Annotated in this window: 15 protein-coding genes; 6 read left to right on the plus strand and 9 right to left on the minus strand. The window is 65.7% G+C overall.

Annotated elements, in window-relative coordinates:
• The first annotated feature begins 179 nt into the window (after positions 1-179).
• The 3 genes from lplT (at position 180) to U5775_RS11250 (ending at position 5,710) form a co-directional block, all read left to right on the plus strand.
• Positions 180-1,478, plus strand: coding sequence for a lysophospholipid transporter LplT (gene lplT, locus U5775_RS11240; protein ID WP_322058210.1), 1,299 nt, complete (start codon positions 180-182; stop codon positions 1,476-1,478).
• Positions 1,479-1,608: 130 nt separating this feature from the next.
• Positions 1,609-4,308, plus strand: a complete 2,700-nt coding sequence (mutS, locus tag U5775_RS11245; RefSeq protein WP_322058211.1) for a DNA mismatch repair protein MutS — start codon at positions 1,609-1,611, stop codon at positions 4,306-4,308.
• A gap of 73 nt (positions 4,309-4,381) precedes the next feature.
• Positions 4,382-5,710 (plus strand): hypothetical protein, encoded by a 1,329-nt coding sequence (locus U5775_RS11250; RefSeq protein ID WP_322058212.1) that lies wholly within the window; start codon positions 4,382-4,384, stop codon positions 5,708-5,710.
• 127 nt (positions 5,711-5,837) lie between these two features.
• On the opposite strand, the gene U5775_RS11255 is transcribed toward U5775_RS11250, so the two are convergent.
• The gene (locus U5775_RS11255) at positions 5,838-6,383 is read right to left on the minus strand and encodes a peptidylprolyl isomerase (RefSeq protein WP_322058213.1); all 546 of its coding nucleotides are present in this window, start codon (positions 6,381-6,383) and stop codon (positions 5,838-5,840) included.
• Between the two features lie 32 nt (positions 6,384-6,415).
• Between U5775_RS11255 and U5775_RS11260 the strand changes: the two genes are divergently transcribed.
• Entirely contained in the window at positions 6,416-7,660 is a 1,245-nt protein-coding gene (locus tag U5775_RS11260) for a cupin domain-containing protein (RefSeq protein ID WP_322058214.1), read from the plus strand.
• A 231-nt stretch (positions 7,661-7,891) separates the two neighbouring features.
• Entirely contained in the window at positions 7,892-8,167 is a 276-nt protein-coding gene (locus U5775_RS11265; RefSeq protein WP_322058215.1) for a hypothetical protein, read from the plus strand.
• A gap of 312 nt (positions 8,168-8,479) precedes the next feature.
• Here the strand turns inward: U5775_RS11265 and U5775_RS11270 are convergent, their stop codons facing one another.
• The 3 genes from U5775_RS11270 to U5775_RS11280 all read right to left on the minus strand — a co-directional run bounded on the left by U5775_RS11270 (position 8,480) and on the right by U5775_RS11280 (position 12,039).
• Positions 8,480-10,744 (minus strand): ATP-dependent DNA helicase, encoded by a 2,265-nt coding sequence (locus U5775_RS11270; protein WP_322058216.1) that lies wholly within the window; start codon positions 10,742-10,744, stop codon positions 8,480-8,482.
• A gap of 75 nt (positions 10,745-10,819) precedes the next feature.
• Entirely contained in the window at positions 10,820-11,053 is a 234-nt protein-coding gene (locus tag U5775_RS11275) for a DUF465 domain-containing protein (RefSeq protein WP_322058217.1), read from the minus strand.
• Positions 11,054-11,145: 92 nt separating this feature from the next.
• The gene (locus U5775_RS11280; RefSeq protein WP_322058218.1) at positions 11,146-12,039 is read right to left on the minus strand and encodes a colicin transporter; all 894 of its coding nucleotides are present in this window, start codon (positions 12,037-12,039) and stop codon (positions 11,146-11,148) included.
• 336 nt (positions 12,040-12,375) lie between these two features.
• On the opposite strand from U5775_RS11280, the gene U5775_RS11285 reads away from it, so the two are divergent.
• Positions 12,376-14,715: a Tex family protein gene (locus U5775_RS11285; protein ID WP_322058219.1), complete on the plus strand. Its 2,340-nt coding sequence runs from the start codon at positions 12,376-12,378 to the stop codon at positions 14,713-14,715.
• 114 nt (positions 14,716-14,829) lie between these two features.
• On the opposite strand, the gene U5775_RS11290 is transcribed toward U5775_RS11285, so the two are convergent.
• The 5 genes from U5775_RS11290 to U5775_RS11310 all read right to left on the minus strand — a co-directional run bounded on the left by U5775_RS11290 (position 14,830) and on the right by U5775_RS11310 (position 20,596).
• Complete coding sequence (locus tag U5775_RS11290; RefSeq protein ID WP_322058220.1) at positions 14,830-16,716, minus strand: potassium transporter Kup; 1,887 nt, start codon at positions 16,714-16,716, stop codon at positions 14,830-14,832.
• A 317-nt stretch (positions 16,717-17,033) separates the two neighbouring features.
• Positions 17,034-17,606 carry a phosphoribosyltransferase gene (locus U5775_RS11295; RefSeq protein ID WP_238463275.1) on the minus strand — a complete coding sequence of 191 codons (573 nt, stop codon included), beginning with the start codon at positions 17,604-17,606 and terminating at the stop codon, positions 17,034-17,036.
• Positions 17,607-17,633: 27 nt separating this feature from the next.
• The gene (locus U5775_RS11300; protein WP_322058221.1) at positions 17,634-18,980 is read right to left on the minus strand and encodes an adenylosuccinate synthase; all 1,347 of its coding nucleotides are present in this window, start codon (positions 18,978-18,980) and stop codon (positions 17,634-17,636) included.
• 132 nt (positions 18,981-19,112) lie between these two features.
• A complete protein-coding gene (locus tag U5775_RS11305) occupies positions 19,113-20,264 on the minus strand; it encodes an ATP phosphoribosyltransferase regulatory subunit (RefSeq protein WP_322058222.1) in 1,152 nt (383 codons plus the stop codon).
• A gap of 140 nt (positions 20,265-20,404) precedes the next feature.
• Complete coding sequence (locus tag U5775_RS11310) at positions 20,405-20,596, minus strand: DUF2065 domain-containing protein (RefSeq protein WP_322058223.1); 192 nt, start codon at positions 20,594-20,596, stop codon at positions 20,405-20,407.
• Positions 20,597-20,612 lie beyond the last annotated feature (16 nt).

Below are 20,612 nucleotides of genomic sequence, written 5' to 3' on the forward strand. Positions count from 1 at the left end.
ATTTCATGGCGTTGCAACGGGATGCCGGCAACGGGGCGCGTTGCCCCGCCCGCCCCCGACGAGTCAAGCGGCTTCGGCCGCTTTTTTGTTTCGCGCGCCACCTCGTGGCGCGACGCGCCGTGCCAGCCGGGTCGTTGTCCTCGCGACCTGTTTCGGCTCCACAACGGATCCACCCCGCGATGAAGAAAGGCTTCTATACGATCATCGCCGCGCAGTTCGTTTCGTCGCTTGCCGACAACGCGCTGCTGATCGCGGCAATCGCGCTGCTCACGGTGATCTCGTCGCCGGCCTGGGTCACGCCGCTGCTCCAGATCTTTTTTACGGTCTCCTACGTATTGCTCGCGCCCTTCGTCGGCGCATTCGCCGATGCGCTGCAAAAGCGCCACGTGATGTTCGTCTCGAACGCGCTCAAGGCGGCCGGCTGCCTGCTGATGATCGCGGGCGTGCACCCGATGATCGCCTATGGCGTGGTCGGCTTCGGCGCCGCGGCCTACTCGCCTGCAAAGTACGGAATCCTCACCGAATTGCTGCCCGCCGAAAAACTCGTCGCAGCGAACGCGTGGCTCGAATCGGCCACGGTGCTCTCGACGATCGTCGGCACGATGATGGGCGGCGCGCTCGTCTCTACCTACGCGGACCGTTTCGTGACGCGCCATCCGCTGCCGCTCATCCACTCGGCCGCCGACCTCGCGATGCTCGCGGTAATGCTCACCTACGCGCTCGCCGCGCTCATCAATTTCGGCATTCCCGATACCGGCGCGCGCTACGAGAACCGGCTCACGGAGCCGCGCCGTCTCGTGGGCGACTTCACGCACTGCTTCAACGTGCTGTGGGCCGACAAGCTCGCGCAGATCGCGCTATGGGTCACAACGCTGATGTGGGGCGCCGCCGTCACGCTGCAACTGCTCGTGCTCAAATGGGCCGACGCGAATCTCGGCCTCTCGCTCTCGAAGGCGGCCGTGATGCAGGGCGTGACGGGGCTCGGCATCGCGCTGGGCGCGGGGGCCGCGGCCGCCTGGGTGTCGTTGCGCGCGTCGCTGCGCGTGCTGCCCGTGGGCGTCCTGTGCGGCGTGGTGGCCGTGGCGATGGCGTTCTATAGCAAAGGACTCTTTCCGGCCGGTGAAGGCGTACGCTTCGGCACCTTCGTCATGCCCTTCTATCTGCTCTTTGCGTATCCGCTGATGGTCCTGCTCGGCACGCTCGCGGGCTTTTTCATCGTGCCGATGAACGCGCTGCTCCAGCATCGCGGCGCAACGCTGCTCTCCGCGGGCCACTCGATCGCCGTGCAGAACTTCAACCAGAATCTCGCCGTGCTGCTGATGCTCGGCGCCTACGCGCTGCTGCTCACGGCGAAGATGCCGGTGCAGTGGATCATCGTCGTGTTCGGCCTGTTCGTCGCCGCGATGATCGGGTTCGCCATGCGGCGCAGTGCGGCAAACGCACGCACCGTGGACCTGCAAGCGCTCGTCGACGAATAAACCACAGCGGTTTGCGCGCTGCCGCTTGCTCGCGTCGGCGAGCCCAGCGCGCGCCTGGCCGTCCGGCCAGGTTCACACGAGCGCGACGCGAGTTAAACTCACGCCCTGAACCCTTAGCAAGACACCGAGGATGGCTACACATACCGCCGGCGCCAGCGACACCGCGCAACATACCCCCATGATGCAGCAATACCTGCGCATCAAAGCCGATCACCCGGGCACGCTCGTGTTCTACCGGATGGGCGACTTCTACGAGCTGTTCTTCGAGGACGCCGAGAAAGCCGCGCGCCTGCTCGATCTCACGCTCACGCAGCGCGGCGCATCGGCGAGCACGCCGATCAAGATGGCGGGCGTGCCGCATCACGCCGTCGAGCAATATCTCGCGAAGCTCGTGAAGCTCGGCGAGTCGGTGGCGATCTGCGAACAGATCGGCGACCCGGCCACCTCCAAGGGACCGGTCGAGCGCAAAGTCGTGCGCGTGGTCACGCCGGGCACGCTCACGGACGCGGCGCTCCTCTCGGACAAAAACGACGTCTACCTGATGGCGGCTTGCCCGGCGCACAACCGGCGCGGCGTGACCGTCAACGTCGGGCTCGCGTGGCTCAATCTGGCGAGCGGTGCGCTGCGTCTCGCGGAAGTCGCGCCGGAACAGGTCGCCGCCGCGTTCGAGCGGATTCGCCCCGCGGAAATCCTCGTGGCGGAAATGCCCGCGGAATCCTCGGGCTGGGCACCGCCCGCCAGCACCGGCGCGGGTCCGGGTGCACTGACGCGCGTGCCCACGTGGCACTTCGACATCGCCTCGGGCAAGCAGCGCCTGTGCGACCAGCTCGACGTCGCCAGCCTCGACGGCTTCGGCGCGCAGGCGCTCACGAGCGCGTGCGGCGCCGCCGGCGCACTGTTGCTCTACGCGGCAGCCACGCAGGGCCAGCAGTTGCGCCACGTGCGCAGCCTCAAGGTCGAAGCCGAATCCGAATACATCGGTCTCGATCCGGCCACGCGCCGTAACCTCGAACTCACGGAAACGCTGCGCGGCACCGAATCGCCCACGCTGTGCTCGCTGCTCGACACCTGCAGCACCACGATGGGCAGCCGCCTGCTAAGGCATTGGCTCCACCATCCGCCGCGCGACGCGGGCATCGCGCAGATACGCCAGCAGGCCATCGGCGCGCTGCTCGATGCGCCGCCGCCCGCGAGCGTCGAAACGCTGCGCGGCGCGCTGCGCCAGATCGCCGACGTCGAGCGCATTACCGGCCGTCTCGCCCTGCTCTCGGCGCGCCCGCGCGATCTGTCGAGCCTGCGCGACACCTTCGCCGTGCTGCCCGCATTGCGCGAGCAAGTCGCGGCGGCGGGCGGCGCCTCGGCCTCGCTCGAACGCATCGTCGAGGCGCTCGAGCCGCCCGCGCAATGCGCCGATCTGCTGCAGCGCGCGGTCGCGCCCGAGCCGGCCGCCATGGTGCGCGACGGCGGCGTGATGGCGCGCGGCTACGACGCAGAGCTCGACGAGTTGCGCGACCTGTCCGAAAACTGCGGCCAGTTCCTGATCGACCTCGAAGCACGCGAGCGCACGCGCACCGGCATCGGCAATTTGCGGGTCGAGTACAACAAGGTGCACGGCTTCTATATCGAAGTCACGCGCGGCCAGACCGACAAGGTGCCCGACGACTACCGGCGCCGCCAGACGCTCAAGAACGCCGAGCGCTACATCACACCCGAGCTGAAGGCGTTCGAAGACAAGGCACTCTCGGCGCAGGAGCGCGCGCTCGCACGCGAAAAAGCGCTCTACGACGCGCTGCTTCAGTCGCTGCTGCCGTTCATTCCCGATTGTCAGCGCGTCGCCGCGGCGCTCGCCGAACTCGACCTGCTCGCGGCCTTCGCGGAACGGGCGCGCGCGCTCGACTGGAGTGCGCCGGAATTCTCCGAAGCGCCCGGCATCGAAATCGAACAGGGTCGCCACCCGGTCGTCGAGGCGCAGGTCGAGCAGTTCATCGCCAACGACTGCCAGCTGACCGCCGAACGCAAGCTGCTGCTCATCACCGGCCCGAACATGGGCGGCAAGTCGACGTTCATGCGTCAGACCGCGCTCATCGCGCTGCTCGCCTACGTGGGCAGCTACGTGCCCGCGAAGCGCGCGCGCTTTGGCCCGATCGACCGGATCTTCACGCGCATCGGCGCCGCCGACGATCTCGCGGGCGGGCGCTCGACCTTCATGGTCGAGATGACCGAAGCCGCCGCCATTCTCAACGACGCCACGCCGCAAAGTCTCGTGCTGATGGACGAGATCGGGCGCGGCACCTCGACGTTCGACGGCCTCGCGCTCGCCTGGGCGATTGCCCGGCATCTGCTCACGAACAATGGCTGCCATACGCTGTTCGCGACGCACTACTTCGAGCTCACGCAACTGCCTACGGAATTCGCGCAGGCGGCCAACGTGCATCTGTCGGCGGTCGAGCACGGACACGGCATTGTGTTCCTGCACGCCGTGAGCGAGGGTCCCGCCAATCAGAGCTACGGATTGCAGGTCGCGCAGCTCGCGGGCGTGCCCAACCCCGTGATCCGCGCGGCGCGCAAGCATCTCGTGTATCTGGAGCAGCTCTCGGCCGGGCAACCCACGCCGCAGCTCGACTTGTTCGCCGCGCCCGCGCCTTCCGAAGACGACGATTTCGACACGCATCCGTGCGTGGAAGACGCACCGGCACCAGCCGACCCGGGCGCCGCGCTCGTCGCCGAGCGCCTGCGCGCGCTCGATCCAAACGAGTTGCGCCCGCGCGATGCGCTCGATCTGCTGTACGAACTGCATGAGCTGGCGACGGCGCCGGACGCCAAACACTGAGCGTCGCCGCGCGACGCCACCCCGGCCATTCCCGCATGGCCGGGGCGTCTTTGCTTCGCGCTTTCTGAACCGGATGACCGAGGCGGCGCGCCGCCTGCAAACGGCGCGGCAATCGCTGCTACGAAAGGGGCTGCGTGACAGGCTGCAACGCGCCCTCGTCTGCCTGGCGGGGTTCGTTCTTCCGCTCGCCCTGCCGCTCGCGGCACAGGCACAAGGCCCTTCATCGCGCTATTCATTCGCCGTGGTGGCGAACGTCGTCACCGAACCCGGCGACGAATCCACGCTCCAGCGCCTGATCGACGCCATCGGCCTCGATCCGCAAATCTCGTTTGTCGTCTACGACGGCAATCTCAAAGGCTCGCGCGAGACCTGCGCGGATCATCTCTACGAACGGCGCCGCGCCTTGCTCAATGCGTCGCGCGCGCCGCTCGTGTTCGTGCCCGGACAGCGCGATTGGGTCACCTGCGGCATCGCGGGCGCCGGTGGTTACGATCCGATCGAGCGGCTCGATTTCCTGCGCCAGAACTTCTTCGGCGACGCCAATTCGCTCGGCCAATATCCGCTCACGCTCACGCGTGAAAGCGAGGTCTCGCGGTTTCGGCCCTATCGGGAAAATGCGCGCTGGCAGCTCGGCGATACCGTGTTCATCGCGCTGAACGTGCCCGACGACAACAATCATTTTCTGAACGCCGGTGGCCGCAACGGCGAGTTCGAGGACCGTGTGATCGCCAATGGCTTCTGGCTCGAGCACGCGGCCGAATTCGCGCGCCGCCGCAATGCGCGCGCCATCGTGATCTTCATGCAGGGCAACGCGATGCCCGAGCAGTACGAGCGCCCTGACCGCTTCGCCTGGCTGCGCTTTCGCCGCACGCCCCGCGACGGTTACGTGGAGCTGCGGCGCAGCCTCATCAAGCTCGCGGAGACCTTCCGGGGCCCGGTCGTCCTCGTGGATCCGGACAACGCGCGACTCACTCGCGGCTTCTTCATCGATCAGCCCTTGCGCAACGACAAGGGAATCAGGATTGCTAACGTTACGCGCATTGCGTTCTCGCTGCGCGACCCGCTCACGCAATGGCTGCAGATCGATGCGGACATGGCGCGCCGCACGCCGCTGCGCGTGAGCGTGCACGACGTGCCGAGGCACATGCCGCTCCTGCCGCCACAAACGCCGCCCCAACTGCCGGGCGGACGCGGCGAGCCCGTGCAGCCGGAGATGCCCGAAGTTTCGTCGATGCCCGACGTGACGGAAATTCCCGGCATGCAGCAGGCGCCCGATGCGAATGGCGCCAGCGAGCCGCCAACCGTCGCACCGCCGGCGCAGCCTCAGATGCCGCCACCCTGGATCGAGCAGCAGCCGCAACCCGCAACGCCGAACGGCACGCAAACGGCGCCGTCAAACTAGCCGGGAAAGCACAACAAGTGGGGAAGCGTCGCGCCGTGAAGAGATGAGGCAGTACACGAGACGGCAACGCGCAAAGACGCGACGCGGAGCGAGACGCGCCGGCAGTCACCGCCGGCGCGTTGCCCGATCAATGCAGGGTGGGTTTTGAAGCGGCTTCGTCGCCGTCTTCGTCGTCATCCTCGTCGACGATTTCGAGGCCGTCCGCGCCATGCGCGTGTTCATGCTCGATCTCGTCTTCGGTGGCCTGACGCACTTCCTTGACGGTCAGCGCGAAACGCAGGGCCATGCCCGCGAGCGGATGATTGCCGTCGAGCACGACCTTGTCTTCGGCGACGTCGGTGACGGTGTAGATGAGCGTGTCGAGATCCTCGTCGCCTTCCTCGGGCGTGCCCTCGAACTGCATGCCGACTTCGAGCGGCTCCGGGAAGCGGCTGCGCGGCTCAATCTTGACGAGCTCGGGATCGTATTCCCCGAAAGCGTCGGAAGGCTCAAGCTGGATCTGGGTCTCGAAGCCCGGCTCCTTGCCGTCCAGCACTTCCTCGATCTTGGGGAACGTGCCATCATAGCCGCCGTGCAGATAGACCATCGGCTCGTCGCTTTCCTCGATCAGATTGCCCTGCGCATCCGATAGCTTGTAAGCGACCGACACGACGGTGTCCTTTGCAATTTTCATTCGATCCTCCAGATTACAGACCACATTATACGATGCCCAAGCGGTCCCCAGACCACCCGGAGGACGCCCGCAAGCGGCGCGCCCCCTCCTCCCTGGCATGTCCCGCGCCCGATACGCCCACGCCGCTGCTTGGCGGCCTGAGTCCGGCGCAGTTCATGAAGAAATACTGGCAGAAAAAGCCGTTCTTGATCCGCCAGGCGATACCCGGCATCGAAGCGCCGCTTTCGCGCGACGAACTGTTTGCGCTTGCCGACCAGGACGACGTCGAATCCCGTCTCATCACGCATTTTCGCAAGCGCTGGGCGCTCGAGCACGGCCCGTTCGCCCTTGACGAGTTGCCGACGCCGAAGACGCGCCAATGGACCTTGCTCGTGCAAGGCGCGGACCTGCACGACGACCGTGCGCGCGCGCTGCTCGAACGCTTTCGCTTCGCGCCCGACGCACGCCTCGACGACCTGATGATCTCGTACGCGTCCGACGGCGGCGGTGTCGGTCCGCATTTCGATTCCTACGACGTGTTCCTCCTGCAGGTGCACGGCAAGCGACGCTGGCGCATCGGCGCGCAGCGCGACCTGTCGCTGCAGGAAGGCCTGCCGCTCAAGGTCCTCGCGAACTTCGAACCCGAAGAGGAATGGGTGCTGGAGCCCGGCGACATGCTGTACCTGCCGCCGCACATCGCGCACGATGGCGTGGCCGAGGGCGAATGCATGACCTGCTCGATCGGCTTTCGTTCGCCTTCCACGACCGAGCTCACGAGCCAGTTTCTCTACTGGCTGGCCGAGCGCGGCGCAGACAGCGCGGCCACCGCGAACGCGGGCAACCTCACGCTCTACCGCGACCCCGACCAGCCCGCAGTGTTGCATCCGGCACAACTGCCCCCGGCACTTGTGGAGCGCGTCTCGGCCGTGCTTGCTAAAGTGCGGTGGAGTGACGCTGATGTCTCCTCGTTCGTCGGCTCCTGGCTTTCGGAACCGAAATCGAATGTGGTCTTCGATGCCCCCGAAAAACCGCTGGACGAGGCGCGTTTTGTTGCGCGCGCCGCGAAAAACGGGATAACACTCGACCGCAGGACAATCCTGCTTTACGATTCGCGGTCGTATTACCTGAACGGGGAACAGTACTTGCTCAGAGACACGAGAAAATGGCTGCCGGCATTGGCTGACAACCGCTTTCTGGATGGGAAACGCTTTGTAACACTCTCACACGATTCGTGTGTGACAGCGTTGCTACACGAGTGGTATCGTGCGGGCTGGTTACGGCTCGGGGTGCTTGCCTAAGCGCTTCGGACTGTTATACCGTACTAATATAGTGCTTGTATGAGAAAGACAACGTATTGTCCCCGGATTTGTCGACGGTCGATACGAAAGTGCCTATAATTTCCGCCCAGGCCGTAGGGAAGATTCACGCTCTTGCAGTGCATCTCCACCAGCGGCTCAGGTCGGTGTTGGGGCACATTACCGGTTTTATTTTGCGCTGTTGCTTACCTTTAACCATAAAAGGACGTGATCATGAAGAAATCCCTCCTCGTAGCATCCCTGCTGGCAGCTGTTGCACTGGCTGCGTGCAACAAGAGCAGCGACCAAGCTGCTGCGCCGGCTAGCGACGCGACCGCTGCTTCGGCACCGGCTGCTGCTGCTTCGGACGCAACGGCAGCTGCTTCGGGCGCTGCAGCTGCTGCGAGCGACGCTACGGCTGCTGCTTCGGACGCTGGCGCCGCTGCTTCGGACGCTGGCGCAGCTTCGGACGCTGGCGCTGCTGCTCCGGCTTCGGGCGCGAGCCAGTAAGCTGTATTCGCGCGATGCTCGCCTGGCGCTTCGGCTCCGGCGGGCATCGAAGCGAATCGTCGGGCAGCCTGACGGTCTCGTCAGATGCGCGGCGGGCAAACAAAAAAGCCACGAACTTGCGTTCGTGGCTTTTTTGTTTGTGATGACCCGTCCTGAATCAGGTTGACACTTTTTCGGCGAATCGAAGCCGAGGAAGAACGCCTGCAAAACGCTTGCGGCACGCCGCCGGTCTCATGCGCCATGCATGTAACCGGCATGGCGCATATGCAAGCGGATATTACGCATCACGCGCCATGCGATACGCAAGACACCTCACTGAGCGCCCTGCTCTTCCTTGCCCGCGAAGAACTCCTGCACGACCTCGATCTCGCGCGTGCGTTTGAACGGCGGCAGGCTTTGCCAGATACGCCGGCCATAGGGCTTATCCACGAGACGCGTATCGCAGATCATCAGCACGCCGCGATCGGTCTCGGCGCGAATGAGACGCCCGGCGCCCTGCTTGAGCGTAATCACCGCTTGCGGCAGCTGATGAACCGCAAACGGACTCAAGCCCTTCTTCGCCAGCGCGTCCAGACGCGCGGCCAGCACCGGATCGTCGGGCGGCGCGAACGGCAGCTTGTCGATGACGACGAGCGACAGCGCGTCGCCGCGCACGTCGACGCCTTCCCAGAAGCTCTGACTGCCCACCAGAATCGCGTTGCCATAGGCGCGAAAGCGCTCGAGCAGCTCGGTGCGGCTCGCATCGCCCTGCACCAGCAGCGGCGTGTTCCAGCCGCGCGCCTCGATCGTGTCGCGCAGCTTGCCGGCGATCTTGTCGACGGCACGCAAGGTCGTGCACAGCATGAAAACGCCGCCCCCGGACGCTTCGATGGCGGGCAGCGCCGCATCGAACACCGCGTCGGTGAATTGCGGCGACGACGGCTGCGGCATATTGCGCGGCACGTAGAGCAAGCCCTGCTGTGGATAGTCGAACGGGCTCGGCAGCGTCATCGAGCGGCGCGCGCTCAGGCCCATCTGCGCCGCATAGTGGGTGAAATCGCCGCGCACGGAAAGCGTTGCCGACGTGAAGATCCACGTGCGCGGCACGCCCGCGCGCTGCTTCGCGAAAATGGGCGCCACGGAAAGCGGCGTCTCATGCAACTGGACCGTGTGCGAAAACACCTCGACCCAGCGGACCTTTTCATCGTCGGCGCCGGGCTCGCGCGCGGCATCGCCTGGCCCGCCGGTAGCCCGTGCATCGCGCGGCGGCGCATCGCCGGGCGCACCAGGCGCAGTCCACCCGGACAGCACGCCTTGAAGCTCGCGCGCGCGGCGCAGGCACGCGCCCAGCGATTCGGCGCGCTCCGCCTGGCCCGCGAGCGCGGTGGCGAGTGTGCCGAGCTCGGTCTGCAACGCGTCGAGCGTATCGAACAGCGGATGATCGTCGGGCAACTGCGTGATCGACACGCGCAGCGAATCTTCCTTGAACGCGAGCCGCACGTCGCGCGCCGCGCGCTCGAGCGCCGCGCCGAGCTTCACCCACTCCACCGCGTCACGCGCATGGCTCAAGCCTTCGGCCACGCAGTCGCGCGCGAGTTCGAGAAACTGCGCGGTCGAGAGCGTCTCGCCGAAGAACAGCGTGGCGGTCTCGGGCAGCTGATGAGCTTCGTCGAAGATGATCGTGTTCGCGCTCGGCAGCAGCTCGGCCATGCCGGTATCGCGCAGCATGATGTCCGCGAAGAACAGATGGTGATTCACGACGACGATGTCGGCCTGCTGCGCTTCGCGGCGCGCCTGCATAACGAAGCAGTCCTTGTAGTTCGGACACTCCTGGCCGAGACAGTTATCGCGCGTGGACGTCACCATCGACCATACCGCCGCCGTCTCCGGCACGCTCGCGAGCTCGGCCTTGTCGCCCGAGCGCGTGATCTTCGCGAAGCGGACGATCTCCTGCAGATACGCCGTTTCCTGGCGCGACGGCAGGCGGCCGTTGTCGGCGGTGCGCTGCAGATAGTAGTGGCACAGGTAATTCGAGCGGCCCTTGAGCATGGCCACGCTCACGGGCACCGCGAGCGCGTCGCGCACGGTGGGAATGTCACGGGCGAAGAGCTGGTCCTGCAGGTGCTTGGTGCCTGTCGAGACGATCACCTTGCCGCCCCAGAGCATGGCCGGCACGAGGTACGCATAGGTCTTGCCCGTGCCCGTCCCCGCCTCGACGATCAGCGTGTTGTCACCGGATTCAGCAACGGCGTGAGCGGCTTCTTCGGCACGATCCTGCGCAGCGGGCGCCGGTGCGCCACGTTCGAGACGCCGCGCCGGGCGCGCCTGCGTCTCGAACATCGCCGGTTCGGGCAGGGCCTGGGCGGCAGCTTCCATTGCCGCGGCCACGGCGCGCGCCATCTCGATCTGCGCGGCGCGCGGACGATAGCCGTCGATCTCGCGCGCGAGCAGCCCATTGGCAGCAAAGAGCTCTTCGAGCTCGGCACCGCGGCGCGCGCTCAGTGCGGGCGCGCTCGCCATTTGCGCGGCGCGCGCGTCACCGTCCTGCGCGCTGCCTTCGCGCGCAGGACGGGATCGGGAAACGGTCGTTGAATTCAAGGCAAGCGGTTCCTGCTCGGTCCTCGGGGCGCCACCCGACTACAGCCGCGCCCCGGCGCCTGCCAGGACCCGGAATCAGGCGTGCCCGTTCGAGGTCTTCGTTGAATCGGGTTCCAGCTGCAATTGCAGCAGGATAATGTTGTCCTTCAGCTTGAGCTTGCGCCTCTTCAGCTTCTGCAATTCGAGATCGTCGTAATCCGACGTCTCGCACATCCTCTCGATCAGACGGTCGAGATCACCGTGCTCCGATTCCAGTTGCAGAATGCGGTCACGAAGGACCTCGCCCTTGACTTCACGATGCTCGCGCATGCTCGCCTCCTCGTCATGATCGGCGCACGCCGTGCGAAAGGTCGCGCGCCTGAGGTTGCTGTCCGGCTGAAAAAGCGTAGTGCTGCCTGGTACTACTGGCCCTGCGTTTTTTGCTGCTGTTGCTGCTGCGCCTTCTCGGCCGCCTGCTTCTGACGTGCTTCCACATCAGCCTTGTGCTTCGCCGCCTCTTCCTGCTTCTGCTGGAAGCGCTCAGCCTTCTCGGCACGCTCTTGCGCCTTCTGCTGGCCTTCGCGACGAGCTTCGTCCAGTTGCTGCTGGTAATCCGATTGTTTCTTGTCGTACGCGGCCTGGTTGGCTGCGCGTTGCGACTGCGCCTGCTCGCCCTCGCGCTGCGCCTGCTGCAACGCATGCTGACGCTGCTTCTGCTCGAACGACTGCTCGTTCGCCGCGCGTTGCGGAGCCTCCGCCTGGCGCTGCGCCTGATCGAGCGCATGCTGACGCTGCTTGTCCTCGTAATCCTGCGTGCTCTTCGCCTCGTTCGCGGCGCGTTGCGGCGCGTCGGCCTCGTCCTTCGCGCGCTGCAATGCAGCCTGCTCGTCGCGGCGGCGCGCATTGTCGGCACGCTGCTCTTCGTCGAGCGCCAGTTGCTGATGGCGGATATCCGCCTGCACGACGCGCATCGCATCGCGCGCCTTGCCGAGACAGTGGTTCACAAAGAACGCATCGTAGCAATTGTGCTGCGCTACGGCGTACTGGTAGTTGTTTTCCGCAGTACGCCGGTCAAGAACCTTCTGCCGCGCGGAGAAGTCGTTGCCCGCGTCGGCACCGGGGACCGCCACGCCCGAAGCAGCGCCCGGTGCACGCGCCGATATCGCCGACGATGCAGAGGTCGAGCCATCGATTGGTCCGCCGACCTCGGCCGGGCGCGTGTCTTGCGCGCTGGTGGCCGCTGAATCAGTGCCAGGTGCCGCACCGCTGACCGCCACGGATTGCGCAAGGGCCGGAACGCTCGCCGTCGCCAGCAACGCGACGGCATAGACCGCCGCGCGGGCGGTGGTCCGCCATGCCGCGCCTTCGCGCGTGCCGGGCCGGACTTGTGTCAAACGGGATGGGATCAACGTCTTCTGAGGGCAACGGAACATGCCTGAAATTCTAACACCCCCCGAGTTGAGCGCCCGGCCATTTATGGCAAAATGCCCCGCTCCACCAGCCGGCGGGCGTTCGCTCGCTTGAGGTCTCCCGTCCGGCTGTCGACCCAAATCTGGGACCGTAAATCCAGGACCGCAATCCGGAATTGCCGCCCGGCACAGCACCCCGGGGCCCCGACCGCAAACCGATCCTCGCAGGAATATCCAGACTCTATGACGGAAACCGTAGCACTCAAGATCGTCCAGCGCATCGCCAGCGAACTGACCGTTCAACCGCGTCAGGTGGCGGCCGCCGTCCAGCTTCTCGACGAAGGAGCGACCGTTCCGTTCATCGCCCGCTACCGCAAGGAAGTCACGGGCAATCTCGACGATACGCAACTGCGCACGCTCGAAGAGCGGCTGCTCTATCTGCGCGAGCTCGAAGACCGTCGCGCCTCGATCCTCGCGAGCATCGAAGAGCAAGGCAAGCTGACCGACGAGCTGCGCACCGCGATCGAAGCGGCGGACAGCAAGCAGGTGCTCGAAGACCTCTACCTGCCCTACAAGCCCAAGCGCCGTACGCGCGCACAGATCGCGCGCGAAGCCGGCCTGCAGCCGCTCGCCGACGCGCTGCTCGCCAATCCGCTGCTCGATCCGCAAACGGAAGCCGCGCAGTACGTGGACGCCGAAAAGGGCGTCGCCGACGTGAAGGCCGCACTCGACGGCGCGCGCGACATCCTCTCGGAGCAGTTCGGCGAGACGGCCGAGCTGCTCGGCAAGCTGCGCGACTGGCTGTTCAACCAGGGCGTGGTGATCTCGAGCGTGGTCGAGGGCAAGGAGAAAGAGGAAGGCGAGAAGTTCCGCGATTACTACGAGTACTCGGAAACGATCAAGACCGTGCCGTCGCACCGCGCGCTCGCGCTGTTCCGCGGCCGCAACGCCGGCGTGCTAATGGTCAAGCTCGGCCTCGGCGGCGAGCTCGACGCGCAGGTGCCGCATCCGGGCGAAGCGATGATCGCGCGTCACTTCGGCATCGCCAACCAGGGACGCCCGGCCGACAAGTGGCTCTCCGATGTGTGCCGCTGGTGCTGGCGCGTGAAGGTGCAGCCGCACATCGAAAACGAGTTGCTCACGAACCTGCGCGAAGAGGCCGAGCACGAAGCCATCCGCGTGTTCGCGCGCAACCTCAAGGACCTGCTGCTCGCGGCGCCCGCGGGCCCGAAGGCCGTAATCGGCCTCGATCCGGGCCTGCGCACCGGTGTGAAGGTGGCCGTGGTCGACCGCACGGGCAAAGTGCTCGCGACCGACACGATCTACCCGCACGAGCCGCGCCGCGACTGGGACGGCTCGCTCGCGAAGCTCGCGCGCATCGCCGCGCAGACGCAGGCGGAGCTCATCAGCATCGGCAACGGCACGGCTTCGCGCGAGACCGACAAGCTCGCGAGCGAGCTGATCGCGAAGCATCCCGAACTGAAGCTGCAGAAGATCGTGGTCTCCGAAGCCGGCGCCTCGGTTTATTCGGCCTCCGAACTGGCGGCGAAGGAATTCCCCGAGCTCGACGTCTCGCTGCGCGGCGCGGTGTCGATCGCGCGGCGTCTGCAAGACCCGCTCGCCGAGCTCGTGAAGATCGAGCCCAAGGCGATCGGCGTGGGCCAATATCAGCATGACGTGAACCAGCGCGAACTGGCGCGCTCGCTCGACGCCGTGGTCGAAGACTGCGTGAATGCCGTGGGCGTGGATGCGAACACCGCGTCGGTGGCGCTGCTCGCACGCGTGTCGGGCCTGAACTCGACGCTCGCGCGCAATATCGTCGATTACCGCGACGCCAACGGCCCCTTCCCCTCGCGCGACCACCTGAAGAAGGTGCCGCGTCTGGGCGACAAGACCTTCGAGCAGGCCGCCGGCTTCTTGCGCATCAACGGCGGCGAAAATCCGCTCGACCGCTCGTCGGTGCACCCGGAAGCCTATCCGGTCGTCGAGCGCATGCTTGCGAAGATCAAGCGCACCATCGGCGACGTACTCGGTAGCCGCGAAGCGCTTTCGGGTCTCTCGCCCACCGAGTTCGTCGACGAGCGCTTCGGTCTGCCGACCGTGCGCGACATCCTCTCGGAGCTCGAAAAGCCGGGCCGCGACCCACGTCCCGAGTTCAAGACGGCGACTTTCCGCGACGGCGTCGAGAAAGTCTCCGACCTCGTGCCGGGCATGGTGCTCGAGGGCGTCGTGACCAACGTGGCGGCGTTCGGCGCGTTCATCGACGTGGGCGTGCATCAGGACGGCCTCGTGCATGTCTCGGCGATGTCGACGAAATTCATCAAGGACCCGCACGAAGTCGTGAAGGCCGGCCAGGTCGTGAAGGTGAAAGTGCTCGACGTCGACGTGAAGCGCCAGCGCATCGCGCTCACGATGCGCATGGACGACGATCCGGCGAGCGCCGCGCAGCGCAGCGGCGGCGGCAGCACCGGCGGCAACCGCGATCAGCGCGGCGGCGGCAATGCAAACCGCGGCGGACAGCGCTCGCGCGACGCGGAGCCGGCAGGCGCGATGGCGGCAGCGTTCGCGAAGCTCAAGCGCTGACGCACAACTTGCCACACGATGCGGGACCCGCAAAGGTTCCGCATCGCTCGCTCAAAAGGCATCATGAAAAAAGCAGCCCGCAGGCTGCTTTTTTGTTGTCTGCGCAACGAAGTATCAGATCTCGATCTTCGTCCCCAGCTCGACCACGCGATTCGCAGGAATGCTGAAGAAGTCGGTCGGCTTCGCGGCGTTCTGATGCATCCACGCGAACACGCGCTCGCGGAAAATCGACATGCCCGGCAACTGCGTGGGCACCACCGTCTCGCGCGCGAGGAAGAACGAGGTGTCCATCATCTCGAACGACATCCCCTCTTTCTGGCCGATGTCTTCGAGCACGGCCTTCACGTCGGGCGTTTCGTTGAAGCCGTAGTCGGCCTTCACGAGATAGAGGCCGCCGCCGATGTCCTTGACCTGCACGCGCTCCGAATCGGCAACATAGGGAATGTCGCGAATCCTGAACGTGAGAAAGATCGTGCGCTCGTGCAGCACCTTGTTGTGCTTGAGGTTGTGCAGCAGGCTCACCGGCACGAGCGTGTCGCTGCCCGTGAGATAGATGGCCGTGCCCGACACGCGGTGCGGCGGGTGCGCGAGCAGCCCTTGCAGGAAAGGCATGAGCGGAATACCGTCGGCGGCGGTGCGCTCCTTGACGATCATGCGCCCCTTGAACCACGTCATCAGCAGGAAGAACAGCAGCGCGCCGATGCTGAGCGGCAGCCAGCCGCCCTCCTCGACCTTCAGCAGGTTCGCGCCGAAGAAGCCGAGATCGACCGCCATGAAGCACGCGATGATGAGCGAAACGAGCCAGATGTTCCACTTCCAGACCTTCACCATGACGACGCTCGCGAGCATGGTGGTGATGACCATGGTCGCGGTCACGGCAATGCCGTACGCGGCGGCAAGATTATCGGAGCTCTTGAAGGCGACGACGATGCACAGAATGATGACGAGCAGCAGCCAGTTCACGACCGGCACGTAGATCTGGCCGATGGCGAGATCGGACGTGTGCAGCACCTTCATGCGCGGCACGTAGCCGAGCAGGATCGCCTGGCTCGTGAGCGAGTACGCGCCCGAGATCACGGCCTGCGAAGCGATCACGGTCGCGACCGTCGAGAGCACCACGAGCGGCAGCAGCGCCCAGTCCGGCGCGAGCAGGAAGAACGGATTCTCGATCGCGCGATGATCCTGCATCAGGAGCGCGCCCTGACCGAAATAGTTGAGCACGAGCGAAGGCATCACGAGCCCGTACCACGCGTAGCGGATCGGCTTGGCGCCGAAGTGGCCCATGTCGGCGTAAAGCGCCTCCGCGCCGGTCAGCACCAGCACGACCGAGCCGAGCACCACGTAGGCCTGCAGCAGGTGCGCGCCCATGAACGTGACGGCGTAGTACGGATTGAGCGCGGCGATGACACCCGGCGCCTGAACGATGCGCGACACGCCGAGCACGCCGATGACCACGAACCAGAGCACCATGATCGGCCCGAACAGGCGGCCCACGAGCGAGGTGCCGTGCCGCTGGATCCAGAACAGCGCGATGAGGATCACCATTGTGAACGGCAGCACGAGATGAGAGAGCTTGGGCGCGGCAATCTCGAGACCTTCGACCGCCGACATCACCGAGATGGCAGGCGTGATCACCGCGTCGCCGTAGAACATGCAGGCGCCGAAGATGCCCAGCGCGGTCAGCACCGCGGCAGCCTTGCTCTTGCGGTCGAACGAGCGCATCGCGAGCGCCATGAGCGCGAGCACGCCGCCTTCGCCGTTATTGTCGGCGCGCATCACGAAGAGCACGTACTTGATGCTGACGACGATGATGATCGCCCAGAACAGCAGCGAGATCACGCCGAGGATGGAAGTATTGTTGAGCGGAATGCCGTGCGCCGGGCTGAATGCCTCTTTGAGCGAATAAAGCGGACTCGTGCCGATGTCGCCGAACACCACGCCGATGGCCGCTACTGCGAGCGAGGGTAGCGGCTGCTTTGCCACGTGCGTGCTAGTTGTCATATACGCGGAGATCCGTTCGAGGCGGAAAAAACGAGCGCTATTCTAAACTGGCTGCGGGAGAAACCGGGTGACCGTTGCGACCCCGCGACGCCTCCCCCAACGCCTCCCTTGTCCCGCGGGAGTTTAGCATGGCCCCCTGTAGCGCCAACCCGGCCGTGCATCATGGCTTGATCGGGACTGGCAGCAGCGTCCCCACAAGGCCGCACGACAACGCGCCAAAGCGCACAGGCATAAAAAAACGGAGCCTGAAAGGCTCCGTTCCTGTTTGGTACTACCGGCGAATACCGCCACCGGCAGCATGGCGGCTCAGACCGCGCTTACTTCTGCGAATCCTGCTGGGCCTGCTGAAGGCCGCGCTTGATCCATGCACCGAGGTTGTGCGGACGCACCGTATCCCACTCCTCGAACGGCTGGTGGATCCACGGATTGGTCGGCAGATGCTGGACGAAATAGTCCGGCTTCACCTTCGAGCAGCCCTTGTACCAGAGCACCGCCGAGCGCACGCCGGTCACGGCCGGATAGCGCTCCTTGAGATGCTCCTGCACGCGCGCGAGCGTGACGCCCGAATCGACGAGATCGTCGACGAGCAGCACGTTGCCCGAGAGTTCGCCCCGCGTCATCGTGATGTACTGCGCGATGTCGAGATCGCCCTGCTCCGTGCCCGCCGCCTCGCGGTACGAACTCGTCGCCAGAATCGCGAGCGGCAGGTCGTAAATGCGCGAAAGCTGGTCGCCCACGCGCAGGCCGCCGCGCGCGAGACACAGGATCTGATCGAACTTCCAGCGCGACTCGTGTACCGAGAGCGCGAGCAGTTCGATCAGCCGGTGATATTCATCCCAGCCGACCCACAGGTTCTTTTCGTCGTTGCGCGGGTCCATCATTTGAATCATTTTTGCTTCTACCTTGTTTCTACTTCTTCAGACCTTGAACGGATGACGCAGCAGGATCGTTTCGTCGCGATCCGGGCCGGTGGAGACCATGTCGATCGGCACGCCCGCGACTTCCTGCACACGCGTCAGATAGGCCTGCGCGCTCTTGGGCAGCGCGTCGAACTGCGTGATGCCGATCGTGCTTTCCTTCCAGCCTTCAAAGGTCTCGTAGACCGGCTCGCATGCGGCCACCTGCGAGGCGCCGCGCGGCAGGATGTCGACGTCCTTGCCATCGACCTTGTAGCCGACGCACAGCTTCACTTCGTCGAGGCCGTCGAGCACGTCGAGCTTGGTGATGCACAGGCCCGTCACGCCGTTGATCTGGATCGAGCGGCGCAGCGCGGCGGCGTCGAGCCAGCCGGTGCGGCGCGGACGGCCCGTGACCGAGCCGAATTCCTTGCCCACCTTCGCGAGCGTGAGGCCCACTTCTTCCTGGCGGTCGGCGTTGTCGGCGTCGTACAGCTCGCTCGGGAACGGGCCCGAACCCACGCGCGTGCAATACGCCTTGGTGATGCCGAGCACGTAGTTGAGCTTTTGCGGACCGACGCCCGCGCCTGCCGACGCCGCGCCCGCGACGCAGTTGCTCGACGTGACGAACGGATAGGTGCCGTGATCGATGTCGAGCAGCGTGCCTTGCGCGCCTTCGAACAGCAGGTTGCCGCCTGCGTTGTTCACGTCATAAAGACGACGCGAAACGTCGGTTACCATCGGCTTGAGGCGCTCGGCGTACGAGAGCATCGTGTCGAGCGTCTGCTGATAGTCGACGGCCGGCGCGCCCAGGTACTGCGTGAGCACGAAGTTGTGGTAGTCGAGGTTCTCGCGCAGGCGCTCGGCGAACACTTCCGGCTCGAACAGGTCCTGCACACGCATGCCGCGGCGCGCGACCTTGTCTTCGTAGGCCGGGCCGATGCCACGGCCGGTCGTACCGATCTTCGCGGCGCCGCGCTTGACTTCGCGCGCCTGGTCGATGGCGATGTGATACGGCAGGATGAGCGTGGTGGCTTCGGAGATGAAGAGGCGCTTCTGGACGTCGATGCCCGCTTCTTCGAGTTCGCAGATTTCCTTGAACAGGGCTTCGGGCGAGAGCACCACGCCGTTGCCGATGTAGCAGGCGACGCCGGCGCGCATGATGCCCGAGGGGATCAGCCGGAGAATGGTCTTCTTGCCGCCGATGATGAGAGTGTGACCGGCGTTATGACCGCCCTGGAAACGCACCACGCCTTGCGCGTGGTCCGTCAGCCAGTCGACGATCTTGCCCTTGCCTTCATCGCCCCATTGGGTGCCCACGACGACGACATTGCGTCCCGGGGTTACATTCACTGCGCTGGCAGACATGGTGTTTCGTTAGCTGGTTAAAAACGTATTCTACCTGGGTTCGGCGGCGAGGCCGCCATTTTTTCCCAAAATTCCAGGAATTTCCTTTTGCGCTCAACGGCATGCGTGCCTGAGACGCACCCCGCAAACCCCTCAGGCGCGCGCCTCGATCACCCATGCGCCGTCGCGCTCGACCAGCACGCGGTCGCAGGCGAATTCGTCCATATCGTGCTCGTGGCCCGGCAGCGCCTGGATCACGACTTCGCCGGCGTCGCGCAGGGCCGCAACCGCGGCGCGCAGCGACTCGTCATGGCGCCACGGCGCGAGCACGGCGCTGCTGCGCGCCTCCACCGGGGAAATCCGCGCCACTTCGCGCAGGTCCAGCGAAAAACCCGTCGCCGCGCGGGCGCGGCCATAGGCCTCGCCCACCTTGTCGTAGCGGCCGCCGCGCGCGACCGCGTTGGGCACACCGTCCACGTATGCCGAGAACATCACGCCGCTGTGGTACGCATAGCCGCCCAGATCGGCGAGATCGAGCATCAGCTCCGCGCCCTTGACCTCGCCCATGAGGAACGTCAGATCGTCGAGCGCGCGCGCGATGCCGGGCAGCGCGGGCAGGCGCTTGCGCGCCGCATCGATCACGCTCGCGTCGCCGTACAAGGACGGCAGCGCGCGCAGTGCGTCGCGCGACACCGGCTGCAGACCGGCGGTAAGTTCCGCGAGGCGCGGCACGTCCTTGCCAGCGAGCGCTTCATACAAAGCATCGCCGAGCGCGGCGGCGGCGGGATCGGCTTCGAAGATCGCCGCGAGCACGCCCGCGTGCGAGAGGTCGAGGCGCACCTTCGCGAGGCCCGCGAGGCGCAGCGCGTCGAGCAGCAGTTGCTGGATTTCGAGGTCGGCTTCGAGGCCCGCATGGCCGTAGATTTCGGCGCCGATCTGGATCTGCTCGCGCGTGGCGTGCAGCCCACGCGGACGCGTATGCAGCACGTTGCCCGCATAGCACAGGCGCGTCACGCCCTGGCGGTTCAGCAAATGCGCGTCGATGCGCGCGACCTGCGGCGTGATGTCCGCGCGCAGACCGAGCGTGCGGCCCGACAGCTGATCGACGAGCTTGAACGTGCGCAGATCCAGATCGCGCCCGCTACCGACCAGCAGTGACTCGATGTACTCGAGCAGCGGCGGCATGACCATTTCGTAGCCATAGGCGCGGAAGCGGTCCAGCAGGCGGCGGCGCAGCTCTTCGATCTTGCGCGCCTCGGAAGGCAGCACGTCGGCGATATTCTCGGGAAGTAACCAGGTCGACATCGGGTCAGTCCTACGACAAACAATGAAGGCCGCGCGGGCGCGTAACGCGCCGGCCGCGGGGGACTCAAGCGCGCGCACGCGCCTTGAGGCGCGGGCCGGACGATAGAAACGGCGCATGCCGCAAGGCAGGCGCCTTGAATTCAGGTGGCGAGCAGCAGCAGCACGAGACCGAGCGCCATCACGATCAGCCCGCCGATCCGGATGTGATGCGGCGGCCGCTCCGCAATTCTACGAAATGTGTCGCGCCACGCCGTCGGGAAAACGAACGGGAACATGCCCTCGATAATCAGCATCAGCGCGATCGCGAGCAACAGGGAGCCAGCTATGTCCATACGAAGAAACGCGCCG

It is taken from the genome of Paraburkholderia sp. J63, assembly GCF_905220245.1.
Lineage (GTDB): Bacteria > Pseudomonadota > Gammaproteobacteria > Burkholderiales > Burkholderiaceae > Paraburkholderia.